The organism is Bacteriovorax sp. DB6_IX, assembly GCF_000447775.1.
Lineage (GTDB): Bacteria > Bdellovibrionota > Bacteriovoracia > Bacteriovoracales > Bacteriovoracaceae > Halobacteriovorax_A.
Map to the genome: position 1 here is coordinate 1 of NZ_AUNJ01000123.1, position 13,543 is coordinate 13,543.

General features: G+C 36.7%; 14 protein-coding genes. 10 read left to right on the top strand and 4 right to left on the bottom strand.

Translation table 11 applies throughout. The features are described from left to right. Positions 1-439 precede the first annotated feature (439 nt). The 3 genes from M901_RS03840 to M901_RS03850 all read left to right on the top strand — a co-directional run bounded on the left by M901_RS03840 (position 440) and on the right by M901_RS03850 (position 3,365). Entirely contained in the window at positions 440-988 is a 549-nt protein-coding gene (locus M901_RS03840) for an opioid growth factor receptor-related protein (protein WP_021276881.1), read from the top strand. A gap of 107 nt (positions 989-1,095) precedes the next feature. Further along, positions 1,096-2,553, top strand: coding sequence for a lipopolysaccharide biosynthesis protein (locus M901_RS03845; protein WP_034720139.1), 1,458 nt, complete (start codon positions 1,096-1,098; stop codon positions 2,551-2,553). A gap of 128 nt (positions 2,554-2,681) precedes the next feature. Next, positions 2,682-3,365, top strand: coding sequence for a response regulator transcription factor (locus M901_RS03850; RefSeq protein ID WP_034720141.1), 684 nt, complete (start codon positions 2,682-2,684; stop codon positions 3,363-3,365). Here M901_RS03850 and hemN read toward each other — a convergent pair. After that, positions 3,362-4,693: an oxygen-independent coproporphyrinogen III oxidase gene (gene hemN / locus M901_RS03855; protein ID WP_034720145.1), complete on the bottom strand. Its 1,332-nt coding sequence runs from the start codon at positions 4,691-4,693 to the stop codon at positions 3,362-3,364. The two genes, M901_RS03850 and hemN, sit on opposite strands and share 4 nt — an antisense overlap. Positions 4,694-4,814: 121 nt before the next feature. Here hemN and M901_RS03860 point away from each other — a divergent pair, with 121 nt between their 5' ends. The 4 genes from M901_RS03860 to M901_RS03875 all read left to right on the top strand — a co-directional run bounded on the left by M901_RS03860 (position 4,815) and on the right by M901_RS03875 (position 8,093). Continuing rightward, positions 4,815-5,786: a trypsin-like peptidase domain-containing protein gene (locus M901_RS03860; RefSeq protein WP_157679809.1), complete on the top strand. Its 972-nt coding sequence runs from the start codon at positions 4,815-4,817 to the stop codon at positions 5,784-5,786. Further along, complete coding sequence (locus M901_RS03865; protein WP_021276885.1) at positions 5,787-6,779, top strand: putative zinc-binding metallopeptidase; 993 nt, start codon at positions 5,787-5,789, stop codon at positions 6,777-6,779. Beyond that, complete coding sequence (locus M901_RS03870; protein ID WP_232422508.1) at positions 6,776-7,783, top strand: ATP-grasp domain-containing protein; 1,008 nt, start codon at positions 6,776-6,778, stop codon at positions 7,781-7,783. Before M901_RS03865 ends, M901_RS03870 begins: the two co-directional genes overlap by 4 nt. A gap of 88 nt (positions 7,784-7,871) precedes the next feature. Then, on the top strand, positions 7,872-8,093 hold the full coding sequence (locus M901_RS03875) for a hypothetical protein (protein WP_021276873.1): 222 nt from the start codon (positions 7,872-7,874) through the stop codon (positions 8,091-8,093). Here the strand turns inward: M901_RS03875 and M901_RS03880 are convergent. Together M901_RS03880 and rlmN are read right to left on the bottom strand one after the other, a co-directional pair. Next, positions 8,090-8,971, bottom strand: a complete 882-nt coding sequence (locus tag M901_RS03880) for a DMT family transporter (RefSeq protein ID WP_021276876.1) — start codon at positions 8,969-8,971, stop codon at positions 8,090-8,092. The genes M901_RS03875 and M901_RS03880 overlap by 4 nt on opposite strands. Beyond that, a complete protein-coding gene (gene rlmN, locus M901_RS03885) occupies positions 8,964-10,082 on the bottom strand; it encodes a 23S rRNA (adenine(2503)-C(2))-methyltransferase RlmN (protein ID WP_021276878.1) in 1,119 nt (372 codons plus the stop codon). Before rlmN ends, M901_RS03880 begins: the two co-directional genes overlap by 8 nt. Positions 10,083-10,201: 119 nt before the next feature. Between rlmN and M901_RS03890 the strand changes: the two genes are divergently transcribed. Continuing rightward, a complete protein-coding gene (locus tag M901_RS03890) occupies positions 10,202-10,573 on the top strand; it encodes a GreA/GreB family elongation factor (protein WP_034720143.1) in 372 nt (123 codons plus the stop codon). 127 nt (positions 10,574-10,700) lie between these two features. Here the strand turns inward: M901_RS03890 and M901_RS03895 are convergent, their stop codons facing one another. Continuing rightward, on the bottom strand, positions 10,701-11,660 hold the full coding sequence (locus M901_RS03895; RefSeq protein WP_021276872.1) for a DUF2817 domain-containing protein: 960 nt from the start codon (positions 11,658-11,660) through the stop codon (positions 10,701-10,703). Positions 11,661-11,890: 230 nt separating this feature from the next. On the opposite strand from M901_RS03895, the gene M901_RS03900 reads away from it, so the two are divergent. Then, on the top strand, positions 11,891-13,261 hold the full coding sequence (locus M901_RS03900) for a hypothetical protein (RefSeq protein ID WP_021276880.1): 1,371 nt from the start codon (positions 11,891-11,893) through the stop codon (positions 13,259-13,261). A 13-nt stretch (positions 13,262-13,274) separates the two neighbouring features. After that, positions 13,275-13,409 (top strand): hypothetical protein, encoded by a 135-nt coding sequence (locus M901_RS18170; RefSeq protein WP_021276883.1) that lies wholly within the window; start codon positions 13,275-13,277, stop codon positions 13,407-13,409. The last annotated feature ends 134 nt before the right edge of the window (positions 13,410-13,543 follow it).

A 13,543-nucleotide genomic window follows, 5' to 3' on the forward strand; every position in this document is an offset into this window, starting at 1 on the left:
AGTACCAGGCCTATTATTGTCCAATGGTAAGAAAGAAGTGGATTCAAAATGTCTCTAAGATGGAAAAAGTCCACAATCCTTATGATTCTTCAATGCCACATTGTGGAGGAAGACTCTAGAAAAATGAAAGCCCTCTTTACAGAGGGCTTTCGTGCATGGTTTGCATAGGGATGAGACAAACAATTTCGAAAATTGCTGCCTAATTAAGTATAATTGTAGCTAATTCTAAAAGTTTTAACAGTTAAGATTTCTTGATTATTGTCTATAAGCTTTGTTGCCAATAATATTTGACGAATATCATTACTGATACTCTAAATTTTTCAAGTAGTTATCTCAGATTTTTTACTTCAAATTCAGTAACTTACTACATTGATCTTGTTCATAAATGGGAAATAAACTCCTAGGAGTATAATTAAGTGGAATCTGATTTGGAGGTTATATGGGAACACTTCGTTCATTTTATACTAACCAATTAAAGAATCCCGAAGGATTATATTTGAAAGATATTTGGGGCTTTAATGATTGGGAAATTGAAAATACCCATCATTTTATTCAGTGGCTTTTCCCTCTTGAGATGAAGAGTAATCATAGTGAAACAGCGCCAATTGTCAGTGAAGATGACTTAAGCGAAATGTTGTCTGATCCCAAAGTCAGAGAGAATCTTCTTCACTCTCTTAATATGATGGAGAATTTTTGGGGCTTTGAGGTCCCTCACAAATCGTGCCAGTTTATTCGACCAAGAGGATTCCAGAGCTTTCTCACAAAAGATTGGCTGACGGCCTATAATCATAACTATATTCGCATAGCCCGAGTTATTCACTCACTTTCTATTTTTGGTTTTGATCAAGAGGCTAAGGAGCTTGTGAGTTATTTAGAGAAGAGTGTCTTTCCTAATTACAAGCATCTCATTGGGCAGGAAACCATGGACTACTGGAAGAGTGCACTAGATAAGGGAGCAATAACGAAAGAGAAGGTGTCTGCCGCATAGGAGAGAGCGCAAAAATTCGATATAATACTTAAGACTATATATTAGCTTAGGGAATTATATTGAGAACTAAGAAGAGTTTGTTAAGTTTTATTGTGCAGAACTTCCGCATGATCACGGGAATTCTCGTGAGCTTTATTGCGGCTCCTCTCTTGTTAAAGTTTGTTGGTGAAGAAAGATTTGGAACTTATCGAGTTCTCTTTGATGTCTATTCTTACTTCGGGATTATTGATGTTGGAATATTTGGCTCGATGATGCTGGTCTTAAATAAGGCCATCGCCAAGAATGATCTTAAGGACAAGTGGGCAACGATATATGCTTCAAAGAAAATTTACTACAAGTTAACTTTTCTGTCTGTCCTTGTTTTCTTAGGCTTTATTCCTTTTCTTAATTATTTCATCCCAACGGAAACGATACCTTTTCAAGAATTGCTTACTTCCTATCTCATTATGGGAATGGGGATTTTCTTTCTAACTTTAAAAGTTAATCAGGCCTACTTAGAGGCCAATCAGATGGGGTATTTGATTGGCTTTGGATTAACCTTTCAAAATCTCTGTTATTCAGTGATAGCGATTTTTCTAGGTTACTTAGGCTACGGTTTAATTGGAATGACAATTGGTTTTGCCATTGGACAACTCCTTCCATACTTCTACTATTTATATAAGTTTCACAAAATTACGCCAAGGACTGAAGACGATATTTCGAACGCATTAATAGACCAGAAAAAGAGAGATATTTGGCACATTCAATGGCCAGTACTTTTGACTAGCTTAACTGGTCGTTTAAGTATTTATTCAGATACCATTATTATTTCAAAATTTATGTCTCCACTTTCAGTTACTGCATTCTTTATTTCACAGAGAGTCATAAGCATTGCGGGGAATTTTCTTATGGGGATATCGGGCTCGACTTGGGCCGCTATGGGGGAGTTGTATAACTCTAATGAAACTGAAAAATTTAGAGATCTCTTTTTTAGAATCACTAAGTTTATTGCCGTGACCTCTGCAATTGTTGCCATCCCATTAATTCTTATGTCACGCTCTTTCGTGTCTCTTTGGGTTGGAGAGCACCTCTATGTCGGTGATGTCTTCATTATCGTAGCAGTTATAAATCTCTTCATTCAATCTGTTTTAACTTTTTGGGGATGGTGTTTTACAGTCACACACAAAGTTCACCGACTGATAAAACTACAAGTCGTAAGCACCATCGTAAATATTGTTTCTTCTATTTTCTTTACGATTGAGTATGGCCATGTAGGGCCTATCTTAGGAACTTTATTCTCATATTTCGTTATTTTTATATGGTGGATGATGAAACACTTAGAAGATGTTTTTAACTTCAAAAAGAATGAGTTGTTATTGAGTTTCATTCCTTCGTTAGTTTATATATGTGCTGCCTCTGTTGGGGGTTATTATTATATTGAATACTTCAATACCAGTACTTGGACCCTTTTCTTTATTAAGTCAGCTCTTTGTTTTAGTGTGAACTTCATCATTTGTTTGGCACTTCTCTTCTCTAAAGAAGAGAGGTCTTTCTTTATAAATAGGTTTAAAAATATCAAAAAATAGGTGACTTTTTTACCTAAAAGTCCTTTAAAAACAATAGATTACCTTGTTTTTAAATAGTTTATATTGTGCAAAATAAAGATTTCTTGACTCCTATTTTACGAAAAGCTTGTGTAAACTACTAATAATTCATGAAAAAGTTTTCGCTCGTATACATTGATGATAATTTACTTAATCTCGAAATGTTCGTAGATATCTTTGAAGATGACTTCGATATTAGTACTTTATCAAATCCTTTAAACGCTTTAAGTACTGTTAAAGAGCTTAAGCCTGATATGGTTATTCTTGACGTTCATATGCCGTTTAAAAATGGAATTCAGCTCTTTAGAGAGCTTTCTGATGATGTCGAGACAACTGAAATTCCTGTGATGTTCTATTCTATGGATGACTCTGATGAAACAGTTTCAGAGGCCCTAAGACTTGGTCCAGAAGACTTTCTTATTCGTTCAATGTCAGCGTCACAAATAAAAGCGAGAATTATGAATAGGCTGAATAAGGCCGAAGAAAATGCTGTTGATGAAAAGAAGAATCTTTCTTGTGAGAACCTCGAACTTAATCTTGAGAAATTCCAGGCTTCAATCGAAGGTGATGAAGTGAGTTTGACTTCTATTGAATTTAAGATTCTCTACTATATTCTTTTAAATCAAGAAAAGCGCATTCCTAAGGAAGAACTTATTAAGTATGTTTGGGGAGAGACAACAGTTGTTTCTAGGGCCATAAATACTCATATGACTAATCTTAGGAATAAAATTAAGCCTGCCAAGTTCACAATAAGAATCAACAGGCATAATCAGATTCACGTTGTTCGCAATTAGACTGTTTGGCTAAATCTCATTGCTCCTTTTGCTCCAAGATAAGGATCAAAAATCATACATATATTTCTCAGAAAGACTCTTCCCATCTCGGTAATGTGAAGTACATTATTCTCTAAGTTTGTTAGACCATCCTTTGAAAATTCATCAAGACCAAGTTGAATGTCTTTCCAAATTTCTAGAGATTCAACCTTACTTATATCGGCCTGAAGATTACACATGAGGTTCTGTATCACCTCATTAATTATTTGATCTGCAGGATTGAGTTCGTGAGAGGTCTGATTTTCTGGCAATCTAACTTTACTCATTTGCTCAGTGTAGTCTTTTACATCCTTACTATTTTGTCTGAAGCTATAATCTGTATTAGAAATGCTTGTCGCACCTAGGCCAATAAGCGTTGATGACTTCGCATCTGTGTAGCCCATAAATGAGCGATGAAGTTTCTTCTTATCAAAGGCTTGATAGAGATAATTTGTTTTCTTGGCAAAGTGATCCATTCCAACTTCATAATAGCCACATTCAAAGAGTGTCTTCTTTCCAGTTTCGTAGAGCTCTCTTTTTAGATTACCAGTTGGAAGAAAGCTTTCATCAATAAGTTTTTGATTCGGAATTCTATCTGGGAGGTGAGCGTAGCTATAAAATGCCAATAGGTCTGGCGATAACCTCGAAACTAACTCAATCGTTCTTTGAACTGATTGTAAGCTCTGTTTTGGGAGTCCATAAATAAGATCGAAGTTGATTGAATCAAACCCGCTTTCTCTTAGCATCTTAACAACGCCCTCAACAAGCTCGTAACTTTGAATGCGATTAATTGAAGTTTGTACATCACTATCAAAGTCTTGAATTCCTAGAGAGGCCCTATGGAAACCAAACTCTCTCAAAACCTCAATCTGTTCTTTATTGACGGTTCTTGGGTCAATCTCAATTGAACCGATGAAATCATCATGGAGATGAGGTTTGAAAATACTAAGTAATTCTCTTAATTGTTCTGCCGGGAGAAAGGTTGGTGTCCCGCCACCGAAATGAATTGATTTGAGTTTAATATTATCAATATTCTGAGTATAGAACTTCCACTCATTGATTAATGATTGGATATACTCTTGAGATCGTTCTGTGTTCTTTGTGATAATTCGATTACAACCACAATACCAACAAAGCTTCTGGCAAAAAGGAATATGGATATAGAGATCCGCATGCCCCTGTTGCTCTAGAGAGAGCTCAATATGCTCTAGCCACTTCTCAGTACTAAGGTCATTTTTCCAAAATGGGAGGGCCGGAAAACTGGTATATCGTGGCCCTGGACGATCGTATTTCTCAATTAAGTTTTTCATAAGAGGAATATCTATGGAAATCATTGTAATCACAATGATTTAGATCATGAATTTATATCAGTAATAATTACGGCCATTATGGAATCAGAGTGAAAAAATATGTATAATGCAGCGCGTGAAGATGTTGAAATTATTATTTATATTCAATCTCCTTTGGGGAGTTCCTGCTCTAAGTTGCGGAATTGACAATGATATCGAGACTTTGCAGTCTGCACAGAATGATATGGACAAAGAGGATGCACTCTATGGCATGACTAGTTCGCTTAATTTCTGTGATCTCTCCGCTTATGCTAAAGCTGTTAAGGCCAGTTACGAATTTACTGACTTTGGGGACTACTTTTTAAAGTCCTTTCTATTTCAATATAAGCAATACCGTTCTCACTCTTTTGCCATTGGGAGTTCATGGGATCGAGAGGACTTAGAGCTTATAGTTGATAAGGGGCTCGAGAACTATCTCTTTAGGGTTGGAAGCGCCTCGGGAGTTTTTCTTGGCAACTACAGTGGAAGAGCGCTTATTGCAACAAATCGTCATGTGATTGAAGAAGAAAAGTGTGAGGGCCTTATTGTTGAAGATGTGAGAGGAAAGAGCTTTACTTGCTCTCAGATCATAAATCCACAATCCAAGCTCGATTATGCCTTTGTTCTTTTGAGCGAAGATATCGATTTAACACCAATTAAGTTTGAAGCACAAAGAATGGAATCTCAAACAGCACTATTAAGCGCAGGTAGAGGCTACTATCATAATGAAAAACAAGACTTTAAGGAAGAGAAGAGTGAGCTTTGCCAAATCTTCTTCGATGATGAGCTAGGTCAGACGATGGGGTGTGACTCTTCTCCTGGAGACTCTGGTTCGCCGATATTTCTTCGTGAAAGTGGCATGCTCTATGGGCTTGCGAATTCGACAGGAAATACAATGTTGTCATTTTCAGACAGTGACTATAAGAGTTTCTTAGGGGATGCAAGATTTCGTGGACTATTAAAACTACAGTCTTCTCATTTTGTACCTCTCTATCGCATACTAGCTGATAAAGTAGAGCAAGTTGGCGCTAAAAATATCCTAAACTGTCTCAATACTAAAGGGTGCTTAAAATAGATGAATCTTAACAATTGCTCAGATAGCGAAATTTTAAAAATGCGCTTATGCGACCTTCCTCTTTCGATAGAGAAGTCTGCATACGGTCCGCTTTGCCAGAGTTTCTTCAATGAGTTGAAGTTGAAAGGTCTATGCTTTAAACCCAGTATTTGGATCAGTGATGATTGGTTCTGTCCTGATGGAGTCACTGGTTTTGCTCTTCCATTTTTTCTACTACATCCTAGACTCATTGAAATTGAAAGAAAGATGATTGGCCATGTCGAAGGTGAAGACTCTCAGTGGTTCTTGAAGCTTCTTAGACATGAATGTGGTCATGCAATGGACAATGCCTTCTTTTTAAAAGACTGCCAAAGAAGAGTTGAAATTTTTGGTGATCACAATATCGAGTACCCATCAAGTTATGAGCCCAAACTTTATTCTAAGAAATTTGTTAGACATCTCGAGGATGGTTATGCTCAAGCTCATCCTGAAGAAGATTGGGCCGAAACCTTTGCGACATGGCTGGACTCTAAATCAAGGTGGAGAATTCTCTATAGAGATTGGCCTGCTATAGAAAAGATCAAGTATGTTGATCGAATCATGAAGAAGTTAAAAGGCACTAGACCTAATGTTCTTTGTTATCAAAAAGTGGATTCAATTGAAGAATTGGATATATCACTAAGAACCTACTATAATAGAAAGAGAAAAAGACTTCTCTTAGAGAGTAATGAGAATCACTTACATCGTTATCTCCTCAAGAGCCCTCGTCAGATGAATGAAGGGGCTTATCTCTATGGAGAGTTAAAACGTAATAGAAGAGACTTACAGAGAATGTTATCTGTTGAATTGAAGAGAAAAAATCATCAGGTTGCCTCTGCTCTCAAAGATCTTGAAGGACTTGCCAAGAAGAAGGGTCTTTACATCAAGAAGAGTTCAAATCATAGACTTGAAGGTCTTGTTAGAACTCACGCAAAGAAGTTTTTCAAGGAAGGAAAACATAGGATTATTATGTGAAATATCGCGTTCTGGTTTTAATGCATGAAGATCTTGTTCCACCTGACAATGCCAATGAGTTTCAAGGTGATGAACTAGAATTTGCTCCCTGGATCACAGAGTATAATGTGATAGAAGCTTTAAAGGGCCTTGGGCATGAAGTTCAAGTTCTTGGTGTCTATTCAGATTTGGCCCATATTAGGCATACTTTAGAAGAGTTTAAACCCCATGTAACATTTAATTTACTTGAAGAGTTTGATGGTGAAGTTCTCTTTGACCAAAATGTTGTGAGCTTCTTAGAGATGTTACGCGTGAATTATACGGGCTGTAATCCGAGAGGACTAATGATTGCTAGGGACAAGGCCATCGCAAAGAAGCTTCTCTCTTATCACAGAATACCTACCCCTAAATTTCAAGTTTTTGGAAAATCTCGTCCAAAGAAACTGGCCAAGAAGATAAAGTTTCCTCTCATTGTGAAATGCCTTTATCAAGAAGCTTCTCTAGGGCTCTCCGGCGCATCTGTTGTTTCTAGTGAAGAAAAACTCTATGAGAGAATCGATTATCTAACTCAAAAATATAAGACAGATGTCATTGTAGAGGAGTTTATAGAAGGACGTGAGTTCTATGTTGGTGTGATGGGAAATAAGAGGCTTCAAGTTCTTCCAGTGTGGGAATTAAAATTTGAGAATTCAGATGATCCTAATAAGGAATTTTATTCTGAGAAAGCAAAATGGGATAAGAGTTACCGAGAAAGAAAAGGGGTGAGCTCACAAAGGGCACAGCTCAATCCTGAGCTTGCAAAGATCATCATTAAAACAGTTAAGAAAACATATAAAACACTAGAGCTTTCAGGATATGCGAGAGTTGATATCCGACTCTCTAACGAGGGAATTCCGTATATTCTAGAGGCCAACCCAAATCCAAATATTGCTAAATGTGATGAATTCGCAATGTCTGCAAAGGCCATGGGGCTTAGCTATGAGGAAATGATTTCCAAAATTCTTAAAATTGGCCTATCTACTTAGTCATGTAAAAATCGAAATGACAGAGATTTGACACAGTCCTTACAAAGAAAATATTCCTTCGATCTATACTCAAGACATCGGAGGTTATATGAAAAAATCATTTTTCGCAGTTCTTTTATTTTCAATCTTATCAGTAGGGGTTTCGGCCAGTGAGTCCTCTCGTGAATTTGGATCATCTTTTGAAGAGAGAACGCACGATAGAGTAGAGAGCTTTTTGAAGATCAAGTTCTTGGAGTCTAAAAAAGATAAGAAGGGTTATCATAAATCAAAACATCCACTACAGGATAAAGATCATTGTCTTGAGAGCTAGGAATTTCTCGCTCTCATGGCAAGGTAAATTCCCAATAGACTGATGAGCATTCCAAGTACCTGGATCAACTCCAGCTCCTCTGTGTAAATGAGGTACCCTAAGACGGTGGCACAGATTGGCTGTAATAAGAGTAAAAGGCTCGCTAGAGCAATAGGGATTACTTTTATTGAGCGAGATATAAAGAGCCATCCAAAAATATGGATGAGGCTACCATAAATAATCATATAGATGAGATCTGATGATTTAATGATTTCTAAACTTCCCTCTATTAAAGAAAAAAGAAGAGAAAAAACCATCGCAAAGAAAGTCATCGTATAGATGATAATAATTTGCTTACCTTTAAAGTAGTCATTCGCTTTTCTTAAGCAAAGAGTAACTAGAGAATAGCTCATACCTGTTAAGAGACCATAGATTATTCCCATTCCCTTGTCAGAGAGATTTGATATATCAATATACGGAGAACTCGTTAAACTCACTCCAAAGATCGAAAGTACTAAAGCGGGATAGAATAGAAGATTGAGTCTTTCTTTAAAGAGAAGTGCTCCTATAAAGGCAAGATAGAAAACTTGAGTATTCGCAAGAAGTGTTGCCACACCTGATCCAACTGAAAGTATCGATCGATTCCAGAAAAAAAGATCAATGGAAAAGAAAAGACCGGCCAAGGCCATATAGGGAAGTGCTGCTCGGAGTTCTTTCTTATCAATGGTATAAAGAACTTCATTCTTTTTATGGATTAAGTAGAGTGTTGTCGTTAAAGTCGCGAAGAAAAAGCGATAAAATCCAATTGGTGTCGCCTGAAGCTCAACTGCTTTTGTAAGAATTGGACTAAAGGCTATGAGGATCGCCCCTGTTGCCATGAGAATAATTGGATTATTCATAGTGATTTGTCTCAATAACCTTTGGCGATACTCTTTGCCCATCCCAAATATTTACTTTTTCAAATTCTGTTTTCAACTGTCCACAGGCCGCTAGAATATCGTCACCTTTGGTAACTCTTATCGTACAAGTATAGCCACGTTTATGTAGTTCATTTTGAAACCATAGGACTTGTTCATTTGATGGTCTCTTGTAGTCACTACCTGGATACTCGTTAAACGGAATCAGATTAATCTTAGATTGTTTCCTTGGAAGAAGCTCACAAAGACCTTCAATATCTTGCTCTTGATCATTGAGATTAGCAATGAGCAGATACTCATAAGTAATTCTACGAGATGTTCTCAGAGGGATATTCTTAAGAGCATCAAAGAGTCTTTTTAGATCATGCCTCTTGTTAATAGGCATGAGTTGGGATCTTAAATCATCTCTTACTGCATGGAGAGAAATGGCCACATTTATATCTGGAAACTCTTCCCATTTTTCAATCTGTGGTACTAGCCCAGAAGTTGAGAGAGTAATTTTAGTTTTACTTAGAGCAATTCCGGTTTGGCTAACAAATAGTTCAACTGCTTGTTTGACATTTTTAAAGTTATGGAGGGGTTCACCTTGTCCCATAAAGACGATATTAGTCAGGCGGCTCTCTTTTGAGACATTTTGAATTAGCCATTGTGAGACAGCTAGAAATTGGCCAACGATTTCGTAAACTTTTAAATTTCTCGTCAGGCCCTGGGTTCCCGTATGACAGAATGTACAACCAATAGCACAACCGACTTGTGACGAGATACAGAGGGTTAGTCTATCTTTTGCAGGAATCGCCACGGCTTCAACACTATTTCCATCTTCTAGTCCAATTAAGAACTTTCTTGTCCCATCACTTGAAAGCCCTTGCCACACAACCTTAGGTAAGTTGAAATCAAAGTTATTGTTGAGAAGTAATTTGTGTTCTTTAGAAATCTTCGTCCATTTTGACTGGTCGAGATCTTTCTTTCTAAAGAACCACTTATCGAGTTCTTTCTCAATAAAATCGGGAAGCCCTAAGGATAAAAGTGCCTTGTTTCTCTCTGTTGGTGAATAGTCGTAAATTGGTCGTTTTTCCATAATTTTCAGGGACATACATATCACTTTCTCAGTGGCATTCCTAGTAGTGAAGTAGAAAATTTAGACCGCTACAGACAAATATAAGTCTATGATATTATAAGAAATGAACCGTTAAATATCACATGGATGGGAAAATGGATAAAACACAAATTATTGAAAAGATTGTTGCTGGGCTCGAGACTGAGGCGAATATGTCTGCTGATGAGCATAGTAGGGAAGAACTACTTTCAGAAAAAGAGCTATACGAAGAAATCTCTCTTGATGATAAATCAGGAACTGTTCAAATTGGTTCTGTTGTAAATATTCGTTACAATGGCAAACTTAATACATACTTTCTTGCACCTTCTGGAATGGGGAATATTATGAAAGTTGGAGACAAAGTTGTTGTTGTCATTTCTGTATTCTCAACACTTGGTTCAGCGATTCTTAATACTGCTGTTGGTGATGAAGTCATTATCAATATGCGCGGAGAAGATCGAATCTACCTTATCGATGAGATCATCTAAACTGCTCCACAATACTGGTGTTAAAGCTTAATCAAGAAGAGAGTCGACATGCAACAAGCGCATATCGACATCTTTATTTATTTTATAATTTAGATTATTTGGGTGGGCTTAGCCCCACGTAAAGGGATCAGTTTATAAGCCAGGCACTATTATTCTTCGTCGCTTGAATAAGAAAGTCGAAGAGAAGAAGGTGTCTTCTCATAACTCTATCAAATCGATGTTGTTTTACAGGATTGAACATTCCAAGTGTTGAGAGAATCTGTAGAGGGTTCTTCTTAACCCACAACCACGAACCTAATTCTAAAGTCCAAGGGATAAAAATACCTTTCTTTTGAGGGTTATCATTATTGAGATCAAAGAGATAATCCCATAAATCTCCACTTGTCGTATAAGATTCAGACTGTTGCTCAATATGATAAATATGATGAGGAAGACTTGTATCAAGCAGTTCTCTCATTCTTCTAATTTCTGGTTTTAACGGAAAAGGTGATTTCGTTTTCGCATAGGGATACCAAAGTCGGTCCTTCATTCCAAAGCCAGAGTGTAGATCAATTGACATTGAAAAAGGTGAGTTGAACATTTCTTCTTTAACAAAGTCTACAACTGTCTGTGTTTCAACTTCCATTTTATTGGGATTTCCTCGATACCAAGGAAGTTTAGGAGAATAAGTATGCCCTCCTAGAAGAAGAGGAGTTTTGTGATCACTCTCGACGGGGCTATTTCTCATGAGATCTACACCATTATGATTTGATCTTCTTACCTCATTCATTCCGGCCGGATTGATTAGAGGAATCATCACGATTCTAAAGTTTTCAAATTCTTTTCTTAGCTCCTGATCCCAGCGTAAGCGATTTGTGAGATTATTTAAAAAAGCAATGGCGATATGTGTACCAACTCTTTCAAGCCCATGAACTCCAGCAAAGATTCCAAATGTTGGAACATTCTTTTTCTTCGTTCCAATAGTAATTCCTACGATCGGATAGTTGATTCCATTTGAAGTGATATTGGCGAGTTCTCTATAATCAAGGAGATCATCTTTGATCATTTTGAACTGCTGGATATCTTCTAATTCGTTAAACTTTTTCATGGCTAGATTTTAGCGAAAAAATAGGTGGCTGCCAATTAGTTGAGCTTTTGTGACAGGTACTTAGGGTTTGTACTTTGAGAATATCTTAACATTTATTAGGCATATTTTACCGATTCCATTGAAATTATGTAGTCAATTGTGAAGACGGGTTAATTATTAAATAAAGTTCTTTAGAACACCGATATATTCATTAGTTAGGCCTATAATGAAATAGGACTAGAGGTGTTGTCATGGGTGCGAGAAAGATCGAAGCATATGACATTCAAGAAAATGAAGAACTTTCTATTGAGGGAAAGAATGAAAATGTATGTAAGTCGGAGCATAGACTAGCAGACGTTTTTGAACTTGATAAGAAGCTTCATGCTAAAGGTAATCTGGTTTTTAATAAACCGGAGCATTACTTTGATTCAGATTCTGATGAAAAGCAGACTCGTATTTCTGTTGTAGATAAACATGGTGAAAAAGAAATCAATCAAAGAGAATTAGAATCATATCTTACTCAAAATAAAAAAATAAATCGCATTGTCATTGAAGAGGTTAAGGCCAATGACGTTAAGAGAACAAATCTTATCTTCGATAGCAAAAAGAAAGCTCGTTCTAAAGAACCTATCTATGTTGATGCGGCGTCGATTGAAGCCAGAGTAAATAAGGAATTTATTGCAAATACGCATTTTAGTAAAGGAAACTCTCTCAAGAGTGAATTTGAAGAAGCTGTCGCTCTTTTAGGGCAATTGCCAAACCAGAAGCCAAGTACGAAATCGAGTACTAAGACGGAAAAAGTTCAAGCTGAAATGATTGATGATATTGATTTTGGTACATCAGCGAAGAAAGCTCATGCGGTTGAGGTTATAGAGGTCGAGCCTAAGGCTAAGGAAGAAGCTTCTGAAGAAATTGTCTTCGCGAATCTTTCAATGGGCGAAGAGAATGAAAAATCTTCAAAAGAGAGAACGGCTGAAGTTGAAATAAGTAGACATGAGTTTAGAAGAAAGAATAATAAGTCACTATCTAAACTATATTATAAAGTAAAAAATCATATAGAATTATTCAAACTGGGCGATTCATATTTGAGAGACTTTAATAGAGGTATTAAGAGTTTAGCTTTTAATAGCACTGGTGTTAAGGGAGAGCGTGAAAAGACCGTTCTTGGTGTAACATCATTTCTTAACTATAATGCAAAGGTTACAGTTACTGTCGTGACAGATGATCTTCAAAAGTCTCTTTACCATAACTATATTAAAGATCTCGAGGAAATCAAAAAACCTATTCTAAACGAAGATATTCAATACACATGTTATGGAACTCAGGGAGTTGAGTTTGTAGAGTTTTCAGAGATTTGTGATGTCATGTACCAATTAGGAAATTCAACTTTTGAAGAGTTTATCGAAAACTTTGTTGAATCATCAGATGTCGTGCTCTGGGATCTTCCTGATCTTAAGGAGATGGATAATAAGAAAGAGGTCTTCTATCCAGTTATTCGCTCTTTAGAAAGTGTAAGCTTAATCGTAAAAACAAATTATTCAAAATACGCAGAACTACATAAGATAAAAGATTATTTTGAAAAGTACAAAGTTCCTTTTAAGGGACTTGTCTTAGCTGAGTAATAATGGGGATGAGATGTCTAGTGAAGTATTTGCAGATCTCCAAATAGATGGCAGCTCAAAAGGTGAGAGAAAGAAGAAGAAACGTACGAGGTTCTTCTACAAAGTTAGAAAATCACCAAGAGCTTATTTAGAATTGGAGCATCATTAATTTAAAAGATTATAATTCTGGAATCAAGTTCGTTTGCTATTGGGTCGACAGGATATCACACGTCTCAGCAAAAAACGATCATGGGGCTTGCAAGCTTCTTCGATCATCACGATGATCTTAAAATTGCCATTGTC

Coding starts and splice junctions, on each gene's coding strand:
- M901_RS03840 (WP_021276881.1), top strand. CDS start 440: ATGGGAACACTTCGTTCATTTTATACTAACCAATTAAAGAATCCCGAA.
- M901_RS03845 (WP_034720139.1), top strand. CDS start 1,096: ATGATCACGGGAATTCTCGTGAGCTTTATTGCGGCTCCTCTCTTGTTA.
- M901_RS03850 (WP_034720141.1), top strand. CDS start 2,682: ATGAAAAAGTTTTCGCTCGTATACATTGATGATAATTTACTTAATCTC.
- hemN (WP_034720145.1), bottom strand. CDS start 4,693: ATGAAAAACTTAATTGAGAAATACGATCGTCCAGGGCCACGATATACC.
- M901_RS03860 (WP_157679809.1), top strand. CDS start 4,815: ATGTTGAAATTATTATTTATATTCAATCTCCTTTGGGGAGTTCCTGCT.
- M901_RS03865 (WP_021276885.1), top strand. CDS start 5,787: ATGAATCTTAACAATTGCTCAGATAGCGAAATTTTAAAAATGCGCTTA.
- M901_RS03875 (WP_021276873.1), top strand. CDS start 7,872: ATGAAAAAATCATTTTTCGCAGTTCTTTTATTTTCAATCTTATCAGTA.
- M901_RS03880 (WP_021276876.1), bottom strand. CDS start 8,971: ATGAATAATCCAATTATTCTCATGGCAACAGGGGCGATCCTCATAGCC.
- rlmN (WP_021276878.1), bottom strand. CDS start 10,082: ATGTCCCTGAAAATTATGGAAAAACGACCAATTTACGACTATTCACCA.
- M901_RS03890 (WP_034720143.1), top strand. CDS start 10,202: ATGGATAAAACACAAATTATTGAAAAGATTGTTGCTGGGCTCGAGACT.
- M901_RS03895 (WP_021276872.1), bottom strand. CDS start 11,660: ATGAAAAAGTTTAACGAATTAGAAGATATCCAGCAGTTCAAAATGATC.
- M901_RS03900 (WP_021276880.1), top strand. CDS start 11,891: ATGGGTGCGAGAAAGATCGAAGCATATGACATTCAAGAAAATGAAGAA.
- M901_RS18170 (WP_021276883.1), top strand. CDS start 13,275: ATGTCTAGTGAAGTATTTGCAGATCTCCAAATAGATGGCAGCTCAAAA.